The organism is Allobosea sp. BE125 (assembly GCF_031456075.1).
Lineage (GTDB): Bacteria > Pseudomonadota > Alphaproteobacteria > Rhizobiales > Beijerinckiaceae > Allobosea.
Genome location: NZ_JAVDTY010000013.1, coordinates 125179 through 142710, shown reverse-complemented (window position 1 = coordinate 142710; position 17532 = coordinate 125179). Strand labels below are relative to the sequence as shown.

The following is a 17532-nucleotide window of genomic DNA, read 5'->3' as shown; positions in this document are numbered from 1 at the left end:
CCTGCGTCGGTCTCAATGCCGCAGGGCGGCCTCGACCCCGGCTGCGATCGAAAACAAGGCGTGGTCGCTACCGGTCTCGCCCGTCAGCATCAGTCCGACCGGCGCTTGTCCCGGTTCGTGGCAGGGCAGGCTGATCGAGCAGCGATCGAGGAAATTGCCGAGGCTGGGATTGCGCAGCAGCAGCGTGTTGAGCCGAAAATACTCGGCATCCTCGACTAACTCGTCGAGGCGCGGCGCGATGATCGGACAGGTCGGCATTACCAGCGCGTCGTATTCGGCCGTCTGCGCATCCATCGCGGCGATGATGCGCTGCCTGGCCTGAACCAGATTGACATAGTCGGCGGCCAGCATCTGCGCGCCGGTCGCGATCCGGCTGCTCACGCGCGGATCATAGAGATCGCCCTTGCTCGCCAGCAACTCACGGTGCCAGGCAAAGGCTTCGGGCGCCGCGAAACCGCCCTTGGCCGTGACCATGGCCTGGCCGATTTCGGAGAGCGGCGCAAAATCGATTTCGACGATGCGTGCGCCGAGCCCGCTCAATCGCGCGATCGCCTTGTCGAAGGCAGCGGAAACCGCTGCATCCGTGCCGTCGCGCACGATCTGGGTCGGGATCGCCAGGCGCAGGCCCGATACTGGCCGCACTGTGGGCAAGGCAGGCGTCTCGCCCGCCAGCACGCCGTCGACGATGGCGCAGCAGCCGACGCTGGCGCCGAGCGGCCCGAGCGAATCCAGGCTGCCCGATAGCGGGATGACGCCGTCGAGCGGCACCCGCCGCGCGGTCGGCTTGTAGCCGACGATGCCGCAGAGCGCGGCTGGAATGCGGCAGGAGCCGCCAGTGTCGCTGCCGAGCGCGACGGTCGCCATCCCATCCGCAACCGCCACGGCCGAGCCGGAGGAACTGCCGCCGGGAATGCGGCGCGAGGCGCGGTCCCAGGGGCTGAGCGGCGTGCCGTAATGCGGGTTTGCGCCGATGCCGGAATAGGCGAATTCGGTCATGTTCGCGCGGCCGATGGGGATGAACCCGGCTGCCAGCATGCGCGCGATCGTCGGTGCGTGGGTTTTTGCCGGCGCGCTGTCGGCGAGCGCGCGCGAGCCGGCCATGCTGCGTTCGCCGGCGACGTGGTAGAGATCCTTCACCGCGAAGGGGATGCCGGCGAAGGGGCTGGCTGCGCGGCCGGCGCGCCGCAGCGCGTCATGCGCGTCGGCGGAGCTGCGGGCTGCGTCCGCCGAGACGCAGATGAAGGCGCGTGCGCCCTCACCAGCGGGATCGGCGATCTTCGCCAGGCATTCCTCCACGAGGGCGCGGGCGGTGAGCGTCTCGTTTGCCAGTGCCTTGGCGGTGTCCTGCAGGGTGCGCATCTCGTCGATCTCCTTCGCCCGCACCCGCAGCACGATCTGCGTCAGACCAGGGCCTGAACCTGGATTTCAACGAGAATCGCCTCGGCCGCAAGCCGGGACTCGACGGTGGCGCGCGCCGGAGGCGCCTCGGGATCGACCCATTCGTCCCAGGCCGCGTTCATTTCATTGAACGCGCCGATATCCTTCAGCCAGATATTGGCGGTGACGATCTTCGATTTGCTGGTGCCGGCCAGCGCGAGGAAATGATCGATCTGCGCCAGGATGTCGGCGGTCTGTTCCTTGGCGCCGCCGCTGCGATCCTTGGCCGTGATGCCGGAGAGGAAGGCGAAGCCGTTGGCGACGACGACGCGGCTCAGCCGGGCGCTTTTCTCGTGACGGGTTATCATGTCGAGGGATATCCGAGTTGTGGCGCGGTCCGGATGGAGCTGCGCCGAAGGGGAAAAGGGACCGTTGGCGCCGCTCACATCAATCCGGGTTCGCCGAGATCGCTGCCATCGACCAGGCGGCTATAGCGATAGGGGTGGGGATCGACGATCGGCGCGTCGCCCGTGATGATGTCGGCCGCAAGCCGGCCGGCCGCCGGTCCGACGCCGAAGCCATGGCCGCTGAAGCCGGCCGAGACATGCAGGCCCGGCAGCTTGTCGATGGCCGAGATCACCGGCACCCAGTCGGCCGTGAAGTCGATCAGGCCGCCATATTTGTGCGCGATCTTCACATCGGCGAGCTGAGGGTAGATCTCGCCGATGCGCTTCAGCGCGAAGCTGATCAGCTTTTCCTGCGGCGGCGGGTCGTAGGTTCGCATCTTCTCGAAAGGCGAAATGCTGTCATTGTTCCAGCGCATCAGGGCCTCAGGACCCGAAAAGAAGGTCTTGTCGGCGCGGATCGTCAGCAGCCTGTGGCGCTTCTTGAAGGTGGGCCAGAACGGCTTGGCATACATCATCCCCTGCGGGCTGAGCCGAAGCAGCCCGCGCCCGCTGATGCCGATCGTGTAGCCGCCGTCGAGCCGGCGCCTGAAGGTGACGTCCGGCGTCGAGATGCCACCGACGGTGACCTCGGGCGCCGGCGCGGTGAAGAACGAGGTCGACTGCACGCCGGCCAATGGCATGGCGATGCCGTGATGCCGGCAGAACATCGAGGTCCAGACGCCGCCGGCCACCAGCACGGTGCTGGTCCGGATCGTGCCCTTCTCGGTGACGACCGCCGAGACACGGCCAGCCGAGGTCTCGAGCCCGCGCGCCGCGCAATCCTGATGGATGGTTACGCCGAGCCTGCGGGCCGCTTCCGCGAAGGCCGGGGTGGCGAGCGCCGGCTCGGCCTTGCCGTCGGTTGGCGAATGGATGCCGCCGACCCAGTTCTCGGTCGAGCCCGGCGACATCGCCTTGGCCTCGGCGGCGGAAAGCACGCGGCTATGCATCTGCATCTCGCGGGCCTTGTCGGTCCAGTTGGACCAGGCGGCGAGATCGGATTGTTTGGTCGTCACATAGACAAGCCCGGTGCGCCGGAAGCCCGTATCCGCGCCCAGTTCTTCGTTCAGCCCGTTCCACATTTCGACGGCGCGCTGGGCCAGCGGCAACTCGCGCAGGTCGCGATTCTGCTGGCGGCACCAGCCCCAGTTCCGGCTCGATTGCTCGCCCGCGACATAGCCCTTCTCGACCACCGCGACGGAATGGCCTTTCCTAGCGAGATGATAGGCGGTGGTGATGCCGGCGATGCCGCCGCCGATCACGACGACATCGGCTGAATTCGGCAGCGTCTCATCGCTGCGAATGCGCGTGACCGGAGGCGACATGGGCTGGCTTTCCTTGGCGTGGCGTATTTAGGGGGAAGGGTCGGGTTCTAAAGATGCGTGTCTAGGACACTCATGATCCAGAGCAGTTTGGCGTCCGCATCCGAGCGATTGGCGATATGGTGCGGAGCATCGCTCTTGAACTGGAAGCTGTCACCCTCGGCAAGCCTGGCCATGCGCTCGCCGACGGTCAGCTCGATGCTGCCCGACATGACATAGCCGCCCTTCTGCCCGGTGCCGATGAGCACGTCCTCGCTGTTTCCGCCCGGCGGCAGCGTCACGATCATGAAGCGCAGATTCTCGTCATTGCGGGGCGAGAGCAGTTCCTTCACCAGCCGCGTCTCGCCGACGACGATGCGCGGCCGCTGTGCGCCCCGCCGCACGAAGGGCGGGTCTTCGGTCGGTTGCGGCTCGCGATGCTCCAGGAATTCCCAGAGATTCACGCCGAGCGCTGCCCTTATGCGCTGCAGCGTCTTCATCGACGGGTTGGAGTTGCCGCGTTCGATCTGGCTGATGATGCCGGCCGAGACGCCGGCCTTGGCCGCGAGATCGAGAATGGTGAGGTTGCGCTCGCCGCGCAGGTTGCGCAGCCTCTCGCCGATCTGCTTGGCGCCGCCCTCAGGGGGGGACATCGCCTCGATCACTTTGATGTCGCGCGCATTATTTGCGGGCATGATGCTCATATTTCCATCTTAATGAATAAGATTCATATGGGATTGCGCTGAGCCATGCAATTGGCTGCAGCGCCTCAAGCCGCGAAAATCTCATTTTTTCAACGGTATTGATACACAAAATGCTTCAAGCTGACTGGCGCGGTGGTTTCCGCCAGGAGCGGGCGTCCCGCTCCACATCTGCGGTTCGTGCAATTGGCTTGACGCGAAAATCAATAAAATGAATATTTCGGCCATGCGCGGATTGCCTTCCGCAGCAACAGGAGGCCATGCGATGACAGATCGCCGTGAAGCCGAGCCGACCGGGGGTGGGGCCGTCTCCCGCCGCGCGCTGTTGCGGGGTGCCTCTGTCCTGGCGCTCGCGCCCTGGGGCTCGCAACTCCAGGCACAGCCGGCGCCGAAGCCGAAGGGGCCGCCATCCGCGCCAAAGGGACAGGCGGTCATCGGCTATTCGCAGGAGATCACTGTCCTGCATCCGCTGATGCCGGCGAACGAGGTCGATCAGGGCGTCTGGTGGAACCTGTTCAGCCCGCTATGGGCGCTGGATCAGGCTGGCAAATTCGTCCCCGTATTGGCCAAGGACGTGCCGACCGTGGCCAATGGTGGGATTTCCGCCGACGGATTGGTCTGGAGGGTGACCCTGCGCGAGGGTGTCAAATGGCATGACGGCCGGGATTTCTCGGCCGAGGATGTCCGGTTCACCTTCGATCTCATCCGGAATCCGCAGTTCCGTACGCGCAGCCGCTCCGGCTTCAGTCTCCTTGAGGACGTCAAGACGGAAGGCAATACGATCAGCTGGCGGATGAAGGAGCCCTTTGCGCCGTTCCTGTCCTTCCTTGCCTGGACCTTCATCGTGCCCAGGCATCTGCTCGATGGTGCGGCCGATCCGAATGCGACGCCCTTCCAGGCCAACCCCGTCGGTACGGGCCCGTTCAAATTCGTCGAGCGCAGGACCGGCAGCCATGTTCTGCTCGCGGCCAATACGGCCTATTTCGGCGAAGGGCCTTATCTGGAACGGCTGGTTTTCCGTTATGTGCCCGACCTCAACGCGATGTACACGCAGTTCCGTACCGGTGAGGTCGACTATATCGGCCTCCAGGGCATTCCGCCGAACCACTACGCCGAGGCGAAGACGCTCAAGAACGTCGTCGTGCATCTTTGCCCACGGGCTTCCGTCGAGAACCTCACGCTCAATCTCGCCCATCCCGCCCTGAAGGAGAAGGCGGTCCGGCAGGCGCTCTATCTCGCCATGGACAAGAAGGCGATCGTCGAGGCGCTTTATTACGGGCTGCCCCTTCCGGCTTCGAGCTTCATGCCGCCGCAGAGCTGGGCCTTTAACGATGCGCTTGCGCGCCATGTCCATGATCCGGCCAAGGCCAGGGCCATTCTCGACGCGGCCGGCTGGAAGCCCGGCCCCGACGGCGTGCGCGTGAAGGACGGCGTGCGTCTCGCCTTCACCAACTCGACCACGACCGGGAATCCGACGCGTGAGCAGGCCCAGCAGCTGCTGGTGCAGGACTGGGCCCAAATCGGCGCCGAGATGACCATCAAGAATCTGCCGGCCGCGGTGCTCTGGGCGAAGTTCTGGGCGGAGTCCCAGTTCGACAGCCTGATGACCAATACGACCTATACGGTCGCCTCCGATCCCGACGTGATGCACCGCTTCGGCGGCAAGTCGATCCCGCTCAAAGCCGGTACGGGCTCCAATGTCAGCCAGTACGAGAACCCCAAGGTCGACGGCTTGCTGGCGAAAGGCATCGCCATGACCGACATGGCCCAGCGGGCCGAGATTTATCGGGAGGCACAGGCGCTGATCCTCGACGATCTGCCGATGCTGCCGATCTTCCAATCTGTGCAGGTCGAGGGAACCAAGGTCGGGCTCATCGGCTTCGCCAACAACGTCAACGCGCTCTCAAACGCCTGGAACGCCGGCAGTTGGTACTGGGCTTGAGACCGTGCCGGGAATGGCTCCGGCGAGAAGCCGAGCCGGCGCAGAAGCCTATGCCGTCAATGGCGGTCGAATCGGCAGATTCTATCCGGCCTGTGGCCGCGATCGGTATCCGAATGAGGGCGCCGCAAGCCTAACCTAGGGGGAAGGTTGCAAGATCGACCGGCCATGAGCGACCCGCCAGGCGAAGCGGGAGCGCTTGGCCAAGTGCTGGATCGGGCCGGGGCGCGCGTCGCGCCGGTTCGGATTGCCTTCCGCAAAACAAAGAACAGAGGGGTTTCTCGATGACCAAGCATTCCGACGAGACGACCAAATCGACCTTCCCGATGCCTGCCTTGCATCGTCGCGAGGTTCTCGCGCTCGGCGCAGGCGGTCTCCTTGCCGCCTCCGGTCTCAGTGCCCGCGCCCAGACCAAGGCCGCTCCACCGCCGCCGGCCAAGCCGACCGGCCAGGTCGTCGTCGGCCTGTCGCAGGAGCCGACCGCCTTCAACCCGCTGATGCCCGGCATCGAGGTCGACGAGACCGTCTGGATGCAGGTCTTCAACACGATGTGGCTGGCCGATCCGCAGGGCAATCTGATGCCCGACCTTGCGGCCGAGATCCCCAGCGAGGCGAATGGCGGCATCTCGGAAGGCGGTCTGGTCTGGAAGGTCAAGCTGCGCCCGGGCGTCACCTGGCATGACGGCACGCCCTTCACCGCCGAGGACGTGAAGTATACGCTCGAACTCATCAACGCGCCGGGTTTCAAGAGCCGCACCCGCGTCGGCCACGCTCTGGTCAAGGACATCAAGGTCACCGGGCCCCTGGAGATCACCTGGCGCATGGAGAAGGCCTATGCGCCTTATCTCGCGCTGCTCTCCAACACGTTCATCGTGCCCAAGCATTTGCTGGAGAAGGCGAGCGACCCCAACACCGCCCCCTTCAACGGCGCGCCTGTCGGCACCGGCCCGTTCAAATGGGGCACGCGCCAGCCGGGCGACAACATCACCCTCGTCGCCAATGAGAAGTACCATGGGAAGGGGCCTTATCTGGAGAAGGCCGTCCTCAAATACGTGCCCGACCAGACCGCGCTCTACGCCCAGTTCCGCACCGGCCAGGTCGATCTGATCATCGGCACCGGCATCCCCGCGAATTTCTACGAGGAAGCCAAGAAGCTGCCGGGCCGCAAGGTCGTGATGATCCCGAACGCCTCGCTCGAGATCCTGATGCCGAACCTCGAGAACCCGGTCCTGGCCGAGAAGGCGGTGCGCCAGGCGCTCTACGCCTCGATCAACAAGCAGGCGATCATCGACATTATCTACTACGGCACCCACAAGCCGACCGAGTCCTTCGCGCCGCAGGAATCCTGGGCCTACAACCCCAACCTGCCCAAGCAGCAATACGATCTCGCCAAGGCCAACAAGATTCTCGACGAGGCCGGCTGGAAGCGCTCGGGCTCGGGCGTGCGGATGAAGAACAATGTGCCGCTCGAATTTGCGGTCTCGACCACGACGGGCGCCGCACTGCGCGAGCAGTGCCAGCAATTGATGATGCAGGACTGGCAGCAGGTCGGCGTCAAGATGACGATCAGCAACATGCCGGCGGCCGTGATCTGGGGCGATTTCTACACCCGCTCGAAATTCCAGTCGCTGCTCGTGGGCACCGCCTTCCGCACCGTGATCGATCCCGATCCGGCTTCACGCTTCGCGTCTGATGCGATCCCGGCCAAGAACGGCAGCGGCGCCAACCAGATGCAATGGCAGAACGCCGAGGTCGACAAGCTGCTCAAGGCCGGCCAGGAGACCTTCGACCAGGCCAAGCGCAAGGAGATCTACTGGAAGCTGCAGGAGATCGCCCGCGAGGAGCTGCCGATCCTGCCGATCTTCCAGTACGCTCCGATCGAGGGCTACAAGGAAGGTCTCGTCGGCTACGAGCCCAACATCAATGCCCGCCAGAACACCTGGAACATGGGCAGCTGGTACTGGGCGCGCTGAGACCATGACGCGCTCCGCCCGGAACCATGCATCATGAGCACATTTCTCGTGCAAAGGCTGATGCAGGCGCTGGTCCTGCTGCTCATCGTCTCGATGATCGGCTTCGCCATCCTGCATCTGGCCCCGGGCGGGCCGCTCTCGCAATTCGCGGCGAGCGGCGAGATGACCCAGGCCGATCTCGACCGCATCGCCGAGCAGCTCGGCCTCAACCGGCCTTTGCCGGTGCAGTATGTCGAATGGCTCTGGCGCATGCTGCGCGGCGATTGGGGCCTGTCCTATCGCGACCAGCAGCCTGTGCTCCACATCATCGCCTCCCATATCGGGGCGACGCTGGAATTGATGCTGACCTCGACGCTGCTCGCCATGCTGCTCGGCGCCTGGATCGGCATTCTGGGCGCGATCAAGCGCTATTCGCTGTTCGATAGCCTGGCGACGATCGGCGCGATGATCGCGCTCTCCATCCCGACCTTCTGGTTCGGCCTGGTCGTGATCTATGTCTTCTCGGTCGGGCTCGGCTGGCTGCCTTCAGGCAATCGCTACACCATCGGCGACGGCTCCTTGCTCAACCAGCTGCACCACCTGATCGGACCGTGCATCGTGCTGGCCCTGGTCTCGACCGCGGTCTGGAGCCGCTATATGCGCTCCTCCATGCTGGAGGTGGTCAACCAGGACTATATCCGCACCGCCCGCGCCAAGGGATTGCCTGAACGCAGCGTCCTGCTGCGCCACGCCTTCCGCAACGCGCTCCTGCCGATGATTACCATCACCGGCCTGCACGTGCCGACACTGCTCAGCGGGGCGCTGGTGACGGAGACCGTCTTCACCTGGCCCGGCATGGGCCGGCTCTTCCTCGATTCGATCAGCTATCGCGACTATCCCGTCGTGATGGGCATCCTGATGTTCACCGCCGTGCTCGTCCTGCTCGGCAGCCTGATCGCGGATCTGCTCTACGGCATTGCCGATCCCCGTATTGCGAGGAATGGCTGATGAGCGGCACCGAACTGATCAGCACCGCCGAGCCCAGCCTGGCCCCGCCGCCGAGCTTCTGGAACAGCCCGGGCTTCCGCCGTTTCCGCCGCCACAAGCTCGCGGTCTTCGGCGCGACGGCGATCGTCCTGATGACGCTCGCCTGCATCGTCGGGCCGCTGCTGCTGCCCTATAACGACACCTTCATCGACATCCGCCAGCGCTTTGCTCCGCCCTTCTCCGGGCCGCATGTGCTGGGTACCGACCCGCTGGGGCGCGACATCCTCGCGCGCCTGCTGATGGCGGGACGCATCTCGCTGGCGGTAGGCTTCTCCGCGATGGTGATCAGCATGGCGATCGGCATCTGCGTCGGCATGGTCGCGGGCTTCTATGAAGGCGTGATCGGCGCCACGCTGATGCGCTTCGTCGATGCGATGCTGTGCTTTCCCTCGATCTTCCTGCTGCTGGCCATCTCGGCGCTGATCTCGCCCTCGGTTCCCTCGATCGTGATGCTGATCGCGATGACCTCCTGGATGGAGGTGGCGCGCGTCGTCGAGGCGCAGATGCGCTCGCTGCGGACGCGCGATTTCGCCGTGGCGGCGGTTTCTATGGGCTCCAGCAATGCGCGCATCATGTTTCGCGAATTGCTACCGAATGCGGTCGCGCCGATCGTCGTGGCCGCGACGCTGAACGTTGCCCATGCGATCCTGGCCGAGAGCTATATCTCCTTCCTCGGCTACGGCATTCAGCCGCCGACGCCGAGCTGGGGCAACATGCTGGAGGGTGCCCAGAGCTACCTCACCAGCGCGCCCTGGCTTGCGATCCTGCCGGGAGCCGCGATCACGCTGGCCGTGACCAGCTTCAACTTCGTCGGCGACGGCCTGCGCGATGCGCTGGACCCGCGCCTCGACCTGCCATGACGCGACCTGCCATGACTCGACCTGCCATGAGCGGCAGCGTTGCGGCACTTTGGCGCTATCCGGTCAGTTCGATGGCGGGCGAGCGGCTGGAGGTCGCTCCGCTCGATGCCTCCGGCGTCGTCGGCGATCGGCTCTGGGGCGTCGTCGATGCGTCCAGCGAGCGCATCGCCTCGCCCGGCCGCGAGAAGCATTTCATCGAAGTTCCCCGCGGATATGCCCGCTGGACGGCTCTGGATGGCGCTGCCATCTCGGCCGACGGCACCTCCTGGGCAAAGCCGGATGATGCGGAGGTCGTCGAGAAGCTGTCCTCGCTCTTCGGCTTCCCGGCGCAGCTGAAGCCGTTTGTCCGGCGCGGGCAGGAGGGGTTTCGGCCGCGCTACGAGCATGCGCCGATCCATCTTCTGAGCACGGCCGCGATGCGCAGCCTGGAGCGCGAGATGCCGGGCAGCATCGTCGACGAGCGCCGCTTCCGGCCCAACATCGTCGTCGATTGGCCGGACGGGCAGGAGCCGATTCCGGAGAATGGCTGGCTCGGTCGCGAAATCCGCATCGGCGATGTCGTCCTGAAGGGCAGCATCCCTTGTGGGCGCTGCGGCTTCATCACCATCGCGCAGGACGGCATCCCGCTCGATGTCGAGCTGCTGCGCACGGTGGTGAAGCGTCACAACCGCAATTTCGGAATCTACTGCGACGTCCTGGTCCCCGGCGAGGTCAAGCCCGGAGACACCGTGACGGTTGCTCCTGCCAGCGCCTGAAGGCGCCACGTTCCCGAGGACAGCAAATCATGAGCCGCATTGTCATCATCGGGGCCGGCATCGTCGGTCTGTCGGTCGCTCGCGCAGCCCTCAAGCGCGGCCATGACGTCATCGTCCTGGAGCAGGGGCCTGCGCCCAATCCGCAGGCGGCCTCCTTCGACAACCACCGCATGATCCGCTACCCCTATGGTTCGGCCGCTGGCTACACGCGCATGGTCACCGAGGCTTTTTCGGCCTGGGACCGACTCTGGTCGGATCTCGGTACGGTGCATTTCGAGAATACGGGCGCGATCGCGATTTCGTTGGAGGCCGGCGACTACGCGCAGAAGACCCTCGATACCTTCAAGGCTGTCGGGCTGCCCCATGAGGTGCTTTCCCGCGACGGCGTCGAGGCGCTGTGTCCGCATCTGAGCTTGCCCACGCATGCCTGGGGCGTGGTCTCATTTCCCGGTGGGCCGCTCTTCGCCGGCCGCATCGTGACCGAGCTGGCGCAATGGGTGCGCGACCATGGCGGGATCATCGAACATGACTGCCGCGTCGCGCGGGTCGATCTCGATGCCGGCATCGCTGTCCGCGCCGACGGCTCGGAGGTCGCTGGCGATCTGTTGCTGGTCGCGGCCGGGGCCTGGCTGCCGGCGCTGCTTCCTGAGCGCTATGGCGAGGCCTCGGTCTATCGGCAGGGTCTCTGCTATGTCGAGCCGCCGGCGCAATACGAGCAATCCTGGCGCGACGCCCCCGCGATCGCGGCCCTTGGCGACCACACCGGCTATACGCTGCCCGATCGCCGCGGCGCCGGCCTCAAGATCGGCTATTCCGCACATCGCCGCCTGGCGCGTCCCGAAAAGGAAGGCTTCGGCTCCGATCTGGAGAACGAGAGCCGCGCCATTCTCGGCGCCTTCAAGCCCTATTTCCGCGACTTCGAGGCCTACAGGCCGACACGCATCCAGGTCGGCTATTACGTGCTCGACGCCACCAGGCGCTTCGAGGTTGCGCAGACCGGGCGTGGCCTCGTCGTCACGAACTGCGACGGCCAGATGTTCAAGTTCGGCCCGCTCCTCGGCGAGCGCATCCTGGGCATGTTCGCGGGCGAGGAGAACGCAGTCGATCTCGCCCATTGGGCGGCGGGCTATTGAGTGCACGCAACAGCGCGAGCCTTCATGCTGTCATTCCGGGCAAGCGAAGCGCAGACCCGGAAGCCATCGTAGAGCGCAGCATCCAGCCCGGCCTTACTCCGCCGCGAGCGCGATCTCCGGCACCTGCGGATAGTCGCGCCGGACGCTGTCGAAAGCGCTCGTGACGTCGGCTTGCGAGCCGGCCTCGCGCATCGCCGCAAAGATCTTCGTCTTGGTGAAGAAGCGCCAATGCACCGGCAGGGCCGCGAGCAGGCGCGTCAGGGCCGCGTAGTTCCCGTCGTGCCAGACGCGTTCAAAAGCGTCGCGCTCCGGGCCGAAATGGAAATGCCCGCCATGCGCGTTCGGCTTCATCTCGGCCCTGAGTGCTGCCGTCGCCTCGGCATCGACCGCTCCGTCCCGGATAGCGACGCCATAACGGGCGCGCGCCGCCGCCACGCTGACATAGCCGCGCGCGACGTCGAGCAGCACGCGCTCGGGTTCGCGCTCCAGCGGTGAGCCGCGGCCGCCGCCGCCCGGCGAATGGATATGGATGATGTCGCCGGGCTCGGTGACGGCGATGTCGGTGTTGCCGAGCACGCGTTCATTGGCGGCGCCGGGGTTGATGATGAAGTTCGAGGGCTCGGCCGAAAGCCCGCCCAGCGTGCCCCAGGGCCGGAAGATCGAGCGGTCGCGGTTGCGCGCGGTGATGCGGGTGTTGGGCGCGAAGACCTTGAACTCCATCACGGTCGCAAGCCCGCCGCGCCAGCGCCCGGCCCCGCCGGAATCGGGCAGCAGACCATAGCGGACGAACTGGATCGGCACCTCCGTCTCGGTGATCTCGATCGGCGTGTTCTTGAGATAGGCGGCGTCGGCGCCCGAGCCGTTGGGGCCGTCGCGATGCGGCATGCCGCCGCCGCCGCCGACCACCGGATTGATCGCGGCGATGATGCTGCGATGCGTCTTTTCGTCGGTCGTCATCACATTGACGATCGAGCTCGAGCCGGCCGGCGCGGCCGGCATGCGCTCGGGGATGGCGAGGCTGAAAGCGCCGAAGATCAGGCTGCGCACCCGCCCGCAGGTCAGGCTGCGCATGCCCACCGCCGCCGGGAAGGACGGGTTCAGCACCGTGCCCTCGGGTGCGATGCAGGTGAAGGGGCGCGTCAGGCCGGAATTGAGCAGGAGCTGCGGGTTGAGCGTGTAGAGCACGTAATAAACGCCCACGAGCAGCAAGGTGTGGCGCGGGTCGCTGCCGGTGGGAACATTGAGCGAGGAGCCGAGCTGCGGGTCGGAGCCGGTGAAATCGAGCACCGCCTCGTCACCCTTGATCGTCAGCGTCAGCGCGAGCCGGCAGGGATTGCCGTCGACGCTGTCCTCATCGGCATAGTCGGAGAAGAAATATTCGCCATCGGGGATCGAGCGCAGGATCTCGCGGGCCTGGTGCTCGGCATAGTCCATCAGCCCGTCGAGCCCCTCCATGAAGCCCTTGGCGCCGAACTTCGCGATCATCGCCTGGATCTTGCGCTCGCCGGTGTTGAGCGCGCCGGCCAGCGCCTTGAGGTCGCCCATGTTGAGGTCGGGCTTGCGCACATTCATCATCATGATGCGCAGCACCTTCTCGTCGAAGACGCCATCGCGCATCAAAGTCATCGGCGGGAAGCGGATGCCTTCCTGGTGGATCTCGGTCAGCGAGCGCGACAGGCTGGCAGGCACCGCGCCGCCCATATCGGTGTTGTGGACATGGCCGCCGACGAAGCAGACGATCTCGCCCTCATGGAAGATCGGCTTCCAGAGATGGGTGTCGGGGGCGTGCGTCGCGAGATAGCCGCTATAGGGGTCGTTGGTGAAGGCGATGTCGCCCGGCCGGTATTCGTCGACGAGGTCGATGGCGCGGTTGTAGTTCATGCCTGGATACCAGGTCGCGCCCAGATCCATCGGCACGGCGACGACGCGGCCGGTCCGGTCCATCACCATCACGGTGAAGTCCTCGGTCTCCTTGACGAAGGTCGAGTGCGCCGTGCGGTAGAGCGTGTAGGCCATGTTCTCGGCCGCGGCCCGGCAATGGTTCGCCAGAACCTGCAATGTCACCTTGTCGACCATGCTCAAGCCTCCCGCAAGGTAAGGTGAAGGTTCAGCCAGCCATCGACATGAGCCTCGAAGCCGGCGGGAATGCAGATGGTGGTGTCGTCCTGCGCCACGATGGCGGGGCCGGAAAAGCGGTTGCCGTGGCGCAGCGCGTTGCGGTGATAGAGCGCAACCTCCTGGCTCGATCCGTCGAGCCAGACCGGGATCAACCGCTCCGCTGCGACGGTCCCGGATGCGGCCTCCGGTACGGGGGCGAGGCCTGGCCGCTCGGTCGTGCCGCTGACGACGAGGCGCAGATTGACGATCTGGACTTCACCGGCCTCGTCGTTGAAATCGTAGATCGCCAGATGCTGGCGGTGGAAGGCAGCATTGATCGCGGCAATGTCGCCCTCCGCCAGCCAGGTTTCGCAGAGCGGCACCTCGATCTCGAAGGACTGGCCGTGATAGCGCATATCGGCCGAGAGGGTCTCGATGACCTGGCCGGTGAAGCCCTGCTCGTCCCTGATCCAGGCGGAGCCGTCGGCCTTGAGCCGGAGAAGCGCTTCCCTGAGACGCGGCAAGGATTCTGCGGCGGAGGGTGCGAAGATCGTCTGGATGAAGTCGCCCTTCACATCGGCGATCAGGCCGCCGAGCGCGCTGACCACGCCCGGTCGTTGCGGCACCATCACATGGGGAATGCCGAGCTCGCGCGCCAGGAAGCAGCCCAGCATCGGGCCGGCGCCGCCAAACGGCATCAATGTGAACTCGCGCAGGTCGACGCCATAGCGTGCGACGAGCTTGTTGACCTCGACGAACATTTCCGAGACCGCAACCGCGATGACCGCCTCCGCCGTCGCTTGCGAGGCGAGGCCCAAGAGCCCGGCGAGCTCGCCGATGACGGCCTCGGCGCGGTCGCGGCGCATGCCGATCTGGTCATAGGCGATCGGCGTATGGCCGAGGAAACCGCAAGTCGCCATCGCATCGGTGACAGTCGCGCGCGTGCCGCCGCGGCCATAGCAGGCGGGGCCCGGCGTCGAGCCGGCGCTTTCCGGCCCGACCTTGAGCACGCCGAAGGCGTCGGCCCAGGCGATCGAGCCGCCGCCGCTGCCGATGGATGTGACGGAGACGCTGGGCACGAAGAGCGGGAAGTCACCGACGGTCTCGCCGGTGCCGAATTGCGGCTTGCCATCGATGATCAGGGCGAGGTCGGCGCTGGTGCCGCCGATATCGAGCGTCAGCACATTGGCGATGCCGGCCTGTTCGGCGAGATAGGCTGCGCCGATGACGCCCGACGCCGTGCCCGAGAGCAGCATGTTGACGCAGGCGCGCTTGCCGGTCTGCGCATTCATCAGCCCGCCATTGGATTTGGTCAGCATCGGCCCGGCCGGGACGCCGCGTGAGGCGAGCGCAGCCTCAAGCGCGCCGAGATAGCCGGCGACGCGCGGATGGACATAGCCGTTCAGGATCGCAGTCGTGCTGCGCTCATATTCGCGGATCACCGGCCAGACCTCGCTGGAGGTGAAGACGAAGAGTTCCGGCGCAAGCTCTGCGATCAGCGCCTTGGCCTGCGCCTCATGAGCGGGATTGCGATAGGCGTGCAGGAAGGAGATGACGACGCCGTCCACGTCCTTGCTGCGGATTGTCGCGATGACATCGGCCAGCGCCGCGCGGTCGAGCTCCTCGGCGACCGCGCCATTGGCGAGCTGGCGCTGCCTGACGCCATGGATCAGGTCGCGCGGGATCAATTGCTCGGGCCTGGCGCAGAACAGCGAATACATCTCCGGCATGCGCAGCCGGGCGAGCTCGATCACGTCCTCGAAGCCGGCGGTGGTGATCAGGGCGAGCCGGCTGCCCTTGCGCTGGATGATGGTATTGATGCCGACCGTGGTGCCGTGGACGAAGGAGATGACCTCCTCGGGCGCCACGCCATGGCGTTCCTGGAGGAGGCTCAAGCCGTCGAGCAGCTCCTTGCCGGGCTCGTTCGGCGTGGTCAGGACCTTGATGGTCTCGAACCGGTTGGTGCCGGTCTCCATTGCGCAGAAGTCGATGAAGGTGCCGCCGATGTCGACGCCGATACGCCAGCTCATGAATCCGCCCGCTCGCGAGAATGCAGTTGGCAATCTGAGGGCAGGGGGCGGCACCGTCAAAGAGCAAAATGCGACAGGCGGATAAGCCTGGCTTATGGAATCAGGGTTCGTGCTGTTCGAGGCCGAGGCTTTTGCAGGCGTTGCGAAGATGGGTCCGCAGCAATTCGTGATTGCGCGAAAGCGGCCGGCGCGAACTCGTCAGCAGGCAAAGCGGCAAGGCGACACTCGGCCGGAAGGGGCGGGTGACGAGCCCCGGAAAGCTGTGCCAGGGCAAAAGCCCGTCGACGATCGCAATGCCGAGCCCTTGCTGCACGAAGGCGAGCGCGATGATCGAGACGTCGATCTCCATCTCCGGCTGGAAGCTGACGCCCTCGCGCCCCAGCGCCGCACGCAGCAACTGCCCGGGAAGGGATTCGGCGCGATAGGAAATCAGCGTCTCGCCACGCAGATCGGCTGGGCCGATCGCGTCGCGGGAGGCGAGAGGGTGGGCCGAGGGCAGGACGCAGACGATCCGGGTGTGGCCGATGATCTCCGTGTCGATCAGGGGAAACGATTGATCGGTCATCGCGATGCCGAGGCCAGCCTGGCCGCGATCCAGCATCGCCACGATCACTTCGGCCGGCACGACATGGGACAGGATACGGATATCGGCATGGGCAGCCCGGAAATGGCGCAACGCTTCCGGCACCAGAGCCAGCGAAGGCGGCGCCGAAGCCGCGAGCCGCACCACGCCGGATTTGCCCTGGCGCAGGCCGCCGGCACGCTGCCGCAGCCCTTCGAGATCGTTGAACAGCCGATCGACTTCCGGGTAGAGTTCCTCCGCCTCCGGCGTCGGGATCAATCGGCCCTTGACCCGCAGGAACAGCTTGAAGCCGAGCTCGTCCTCGGTGTGCAGCAGGATCTGGCTCAAGGCCGGCTGCGAGACGTTGAGCGCCTCGGCCGCGCTGGTCAGCGTGCCGCAGCGCATCACCATGCGAAAGACTTCGAGTTGCCGTGCGCGCATCCGCCTCATTCCATAATGAGGTCTTATAGCATGAGCCCCGCGCGGGGATTGGATGAATCGCTCGTGCGGGAACCCCCGAGAGGTATTAGCCTGTCACGGCTCCCGGGCGAATCGGGGCGGTCATCGATAGGGAAAGGCTGGTCCCGACATGCGGCTTGGCGTCATCGCGGATGTTCATGGCAACCTCCCGGCCCTGGAGGCCGTGATGGAGCGGCTCGCCGGGCTGGAGCTCGATGCAGTCGTCAATCTCGGCGATTGCGCGTCGAGCCCGCTCTGGCCGGCCGAGTCCGTCGCGGTGCTGCGCAAGAGCGGGTTCCACCATGTCCGTGGCAATCACGACCGGGTGCTCGGCGCGCCCAGCCCCGCCGGACTTGGCCTGTCCGACGCCTATGCCTGGTCGCAGCTCGACCAGGAGGCGCGCGATTGGCTGCTTGCGCTGCCCGTCAGCCTGTCCGTTGCGGGTGCGCTCTGCATTCATGCCAGCCCGCATGACGACAACACCTATCTGCTCGAGAGCGTCGTGGCGGGACGCCTGCTGCCGGCATCCCTGGAGGAGGTTGAAGGCAGGCTGGAAGGGAATGCCTCGCGACTGATCCTATGCGCCCACAGCCATCTGCCGCGTTTGCTGCGGCTGGGGAGCGGCGCCACCATCGTCAACCCCGGCAGTGTCGGCTGCCCGGCCTATGACGATCCCGATGCGCCCGCCCATGTCTCGGAAAGCGGCTCGCCCCATGCCCGTTTCGCGCTTGTGACCGTGGAGGCGGACAAGGTCGAGGTCGCGTTCCAGGCGATTGCCTATGACTGGGACGCAGCCGCCCGCCGCGCACGGGAGAATGCCCGCGAGGATTGGGCGCAGGCCCTGTTGAAGGGCTGGATGGGTTAAGATGGCCC

At 65.8% G+C, this 17532-nt stretch carries 14 protein-coding genes; 7 read left to right on the top strand and 7 right to left on the bottom strand.

Annotated features, from left to right (window positions below; translation table 11 throughout):
- Nucleotides 1–12: 12 nt before the first annotated feature.
- The 4 genes from J2Y55_RS25090 to J2Y55_RS25075 all read right to left on the bottom strand — a co-directional run bounded on the left by J2Y55_RS25090 (nucleotide 13) and on the right by J2Y55_RS25075 (nucleotide 3828).
- Entirely contained in the window at nucleotides 13–1368 is a 1356-nt protein-coding gene (locus tag J2Y55_RS25090) for an amidase (protein ID WP_404979033.1), read from the bottom strand.
- A gap of 32 nt (nucleotides 1369–1400) precedes the next feature.
- Nucleotides 1401–1745, bottom strand: coding sequence for a RidA family protein (locus J2Y55_RS25085; protein WP_069689438.1), 345 nt, complete (start codon nucleotides 1743–1745; stop codon nucleotides 1401–1403).
- 74 nt (nucleotides 1746–1819) lie between these two features.
- Entirely contained in the window at nucleotides 1820–3148 is a 1329-nt protein-coding gene (locus J2Y55_RS25080; RefSeq protein ID WP_310158964.1) for an NAD(P)/FAD-dependent oxidoreductase, read from the bottom strand.
- 47 nt (nucleotides 3149–3195) lie between these two features.
- Nucleotides 3196–3828, bottom strand: coding sequence for a helix-turn-helix domain-containing protein (locus tag J2Y55_RS25075; RefSeq protein WP_310158961.1), 633 nt, complete (start codon nucleotides 3826–3828; stop codon nucleotides 3196–3198).
- 262 nt (nucleotides 3829–4090) lie between these two features.
- Here J2Y55_RS25075 and J2Y55_RS25070 point away from each other — a divergent pair, with 262 nt between their 5' ends.
- From J2Y55_RS25070 to J2Y55_RS25045, 6 genes are all read left to right on the top strand, one after another.
- Nucleotides 4091–5767: a peptide ABC transporter substrate-binding protein gene (locus J2Y55_RS25070; RefSeq protein WP_310158960.1), complete on the top strand. Its 1677-nt coding sequence runs from the start codon at nucleotides 4091–4093 to the stop codon at nucleotides 5765–5767.
- A gap of 281 nt (nucleotides 5768–6048) precedes the next feature.
- Complete coding sequence (locus J2Y55_RS25065) at nucleotides 6049–7737, top strand: peptide ABC transporter substrate-binding protein (protein WP_310158959.1); 1689 nt, start codon at nucleotides 6049–6051, stop codon at nucleotides 7735–7737.
- Nucleotides 7738–7770: 33 nt separating this feature from the next.
- Nucleotides 7771–8724 (top strand): ABC transporter permease, encoded by a 954-nt coding sequence (locus J2Y55_RS25060; RefSeq protein ID WP_310158957.1) that lies wholly within the window; start codon nucleotides 7771–7773, stop codon nucleotides 8722–8724.
- Entirely contained in the window at nucleotides 8724–9623 is a 900-nt protein-coding gene (locus J2Y55_RS25055; RefSeq protein ID WP_310158955.1) for an ABC transporter permease, read from the top strand. Before J2Y55_RS25060 ends, J2Y55_RS25055 begins: the two co-directional genes overlap by 1 nt.
- 11 nt (nucleotides 9624–9634) lie before the next feature.
- Nucleotides 9635–10378: an MOSC domain-containing protein gene (locus J2Y55_RS25050; RefSeq protein ID WP_310158952.1), complete on the top strand. Its 744-nt coding sequence runs from the start codon at nucleotides 9635–9637 to the stop codon at nucleotides 10376–10378.
- A 29-nt stretch (nucleotides 10379–10407) separates the two neighbouring features.
- Nucleotides 10408–11511, top strand: a complete 1104-nt coding sequence (locus J2Y55_RS25045; RefSeq protein ID WP_310158949.1) for an NAD(P)/FAD-dependent oxidoreductase — start codon at nucleotides 10408–10410, stop codon at nucleotides 11509–11511.
- A gap of 93 nt (nucleotides 11512–11604) precedes the next feature.
- Here the strand turns inward: J2Y55_RS25045 and J2Y55_RS25040 are convergent, their stop codons facing one another.
- The 3 genes from J2Y55_RS25040 to J2Y55_RS25030 all read right to left on the bottom strand — a co-directional run bounded on the left by J2Y55_RS25040 (nucleotide 11605) and on the right by J2Y55_RS25030 (nucleotide 16641).
- Entirely contained in the window at nucleotides 11605–13587 is a 1983-nt protein-coding gene (locus J2Y55_RS25040) for a hydantoinase B/oxoprolinase family protein (protein WP_310158948.1), read from the bottom strand.
- Nucleotides 13588–13589: 2 nt separating this feature from the next.
- Nucleotides 13590–15638, bottom strand: a complete 2049-nt coding sequence (locus J2Y55_RS25035; RefSeq protein ID WP_310158945.1) for a hydantoinase/oxoprolinase family protein — start codon at nucleotides 15636–15638, stop codon at nucleotides 13590–13592.
- Nucleotides 15639–15738: 100 nt separating this feature from the next.
- Nucleotides 15739–16641: a LysR family transcriptional regulator gene (locus tag J2Y55_RS25030; RefSeq protein ID WP_310158943.1), complete on the bottom strand. Its 903-nt coding sequence runs from the start codon at nucleotides 16639–16641 to the stop codon at nucleotides 15739–15741.
- A 148-nt stretch (nucleotides 16642–16789) separates the two neighbouring features.
- Between J2Y55_RS25030 and J2Y55_RS25025 the strand changes: the two genes are divergently transcribed.
- Nucleotides 16790–17524, top strand: a complete 735-nt coding sequence (locus J2Y55_RS25025) for a metallophosphoesterase family protein (protein ID WP_310158941.1) — start codon at nucleotides 16790–16792, stop codon at nucleotides 17522–17524.
- Nucleotides 17525–17532: the final 8 nt, after the last annotated feature.

Excerpts from the sequence above, each read along its gene's own strand:
- J2Y55_RS25085 (WP_069689438.1), bottom strand. The coding sequence starts at position 1,745 with ATGATAACCCGTCACGAGAAAAGCGCCCGGCTGAGCCGCGTCGTCGTC.
- J2Y55_RS25080 (WP_310158964.1), bottom strand. The coding sequence starts at position 3,148 with ATGTCGCCTCCGGTCACGCGCATTCGCAGCGATGAGACGCTGCCGAAT.
- J2Y55_RS25075 (WP_310158961.1), bottom strand. The coding sequence starts at position 3,828 with ATGAGCATCATGCCCGCAAATAATGCGCGCGACATCAAAGTGATCGAG.
- J2Y55_RS25070 (WP_310158960.1), top strand. The coding sequence starts at position 4,091 with ATGACAGATCGCCGTGAAGCCGAGCCGACCGGGGGTGGGGCCGTCTCC.
- J2Y55_RS25065 (WP_310158959.1), top strand. The coding sequence starts at position 6,049 with ATGACCAAGCATTCCGACGAGACGACCAAATCGACCTTCCCGATGCCT.
- J2Y55_RS25060 (WP_310158957.1), top strand. The coding sequence starts at position 7,771 with ATGAGCACATTTCTCGTGCAAAGGCTGATGCAGGCGCTGGTCCTGCTG.
- J2Y55_RS25055 (WP_310158955.1), top strand. The coding sequence starts at position 8,724 with ATGAGCGGCACCGAACTGATCAGCACCGCCGAGCCCAGCCTGGCCCCG.
- J2Y55_RS25050 (WP_310158952.1), top strand. The coding sequence starts at position 9,635 with ATGACTCGACCTGCCATGAGCGGCAGCGTTGCGGCACTTTGGCGCTAT.
- J2Y55_RS25045 (WP_310158949.1), top strand. The coding sequence starts at position 10,408 with ATGAGCCGCATTGTCATCATCGGGGCCGGCATCGTCGGTCTGTCGGTC.
- J2Y55_RS25040 (WP_310158948.1), bottom strand. The coding sequence starts at position 13,587 with ATGGTCGACAAGGTGACATTGCAGGTTCTGGCGAACCATTGCCGGGCC.
- J2Y55_RS25035 (WP_310158945.1), bottom strand. The coding sequence starts at position 15,638 with ATGAGCTGGCGTATCGGCGTCGACATCGGCGGCACCTTCATCGACTTC.
- J2Y55_RS25030 (WP_310158943.1), bottom strand. The coding sequence starts at position 16,641 with ATGCGCGCACGGCAACTCGAAGTCTTTCGCATGGTGATGCGCTGCGGC.
- J2Y55_RS25025 (WP_310158941.1), top strand. The coding sequence starts at position 16,790 with ATGCGGCTTGGCGTCATCGCGGATGTTCATGGCAACCTCCCGGCCCTG.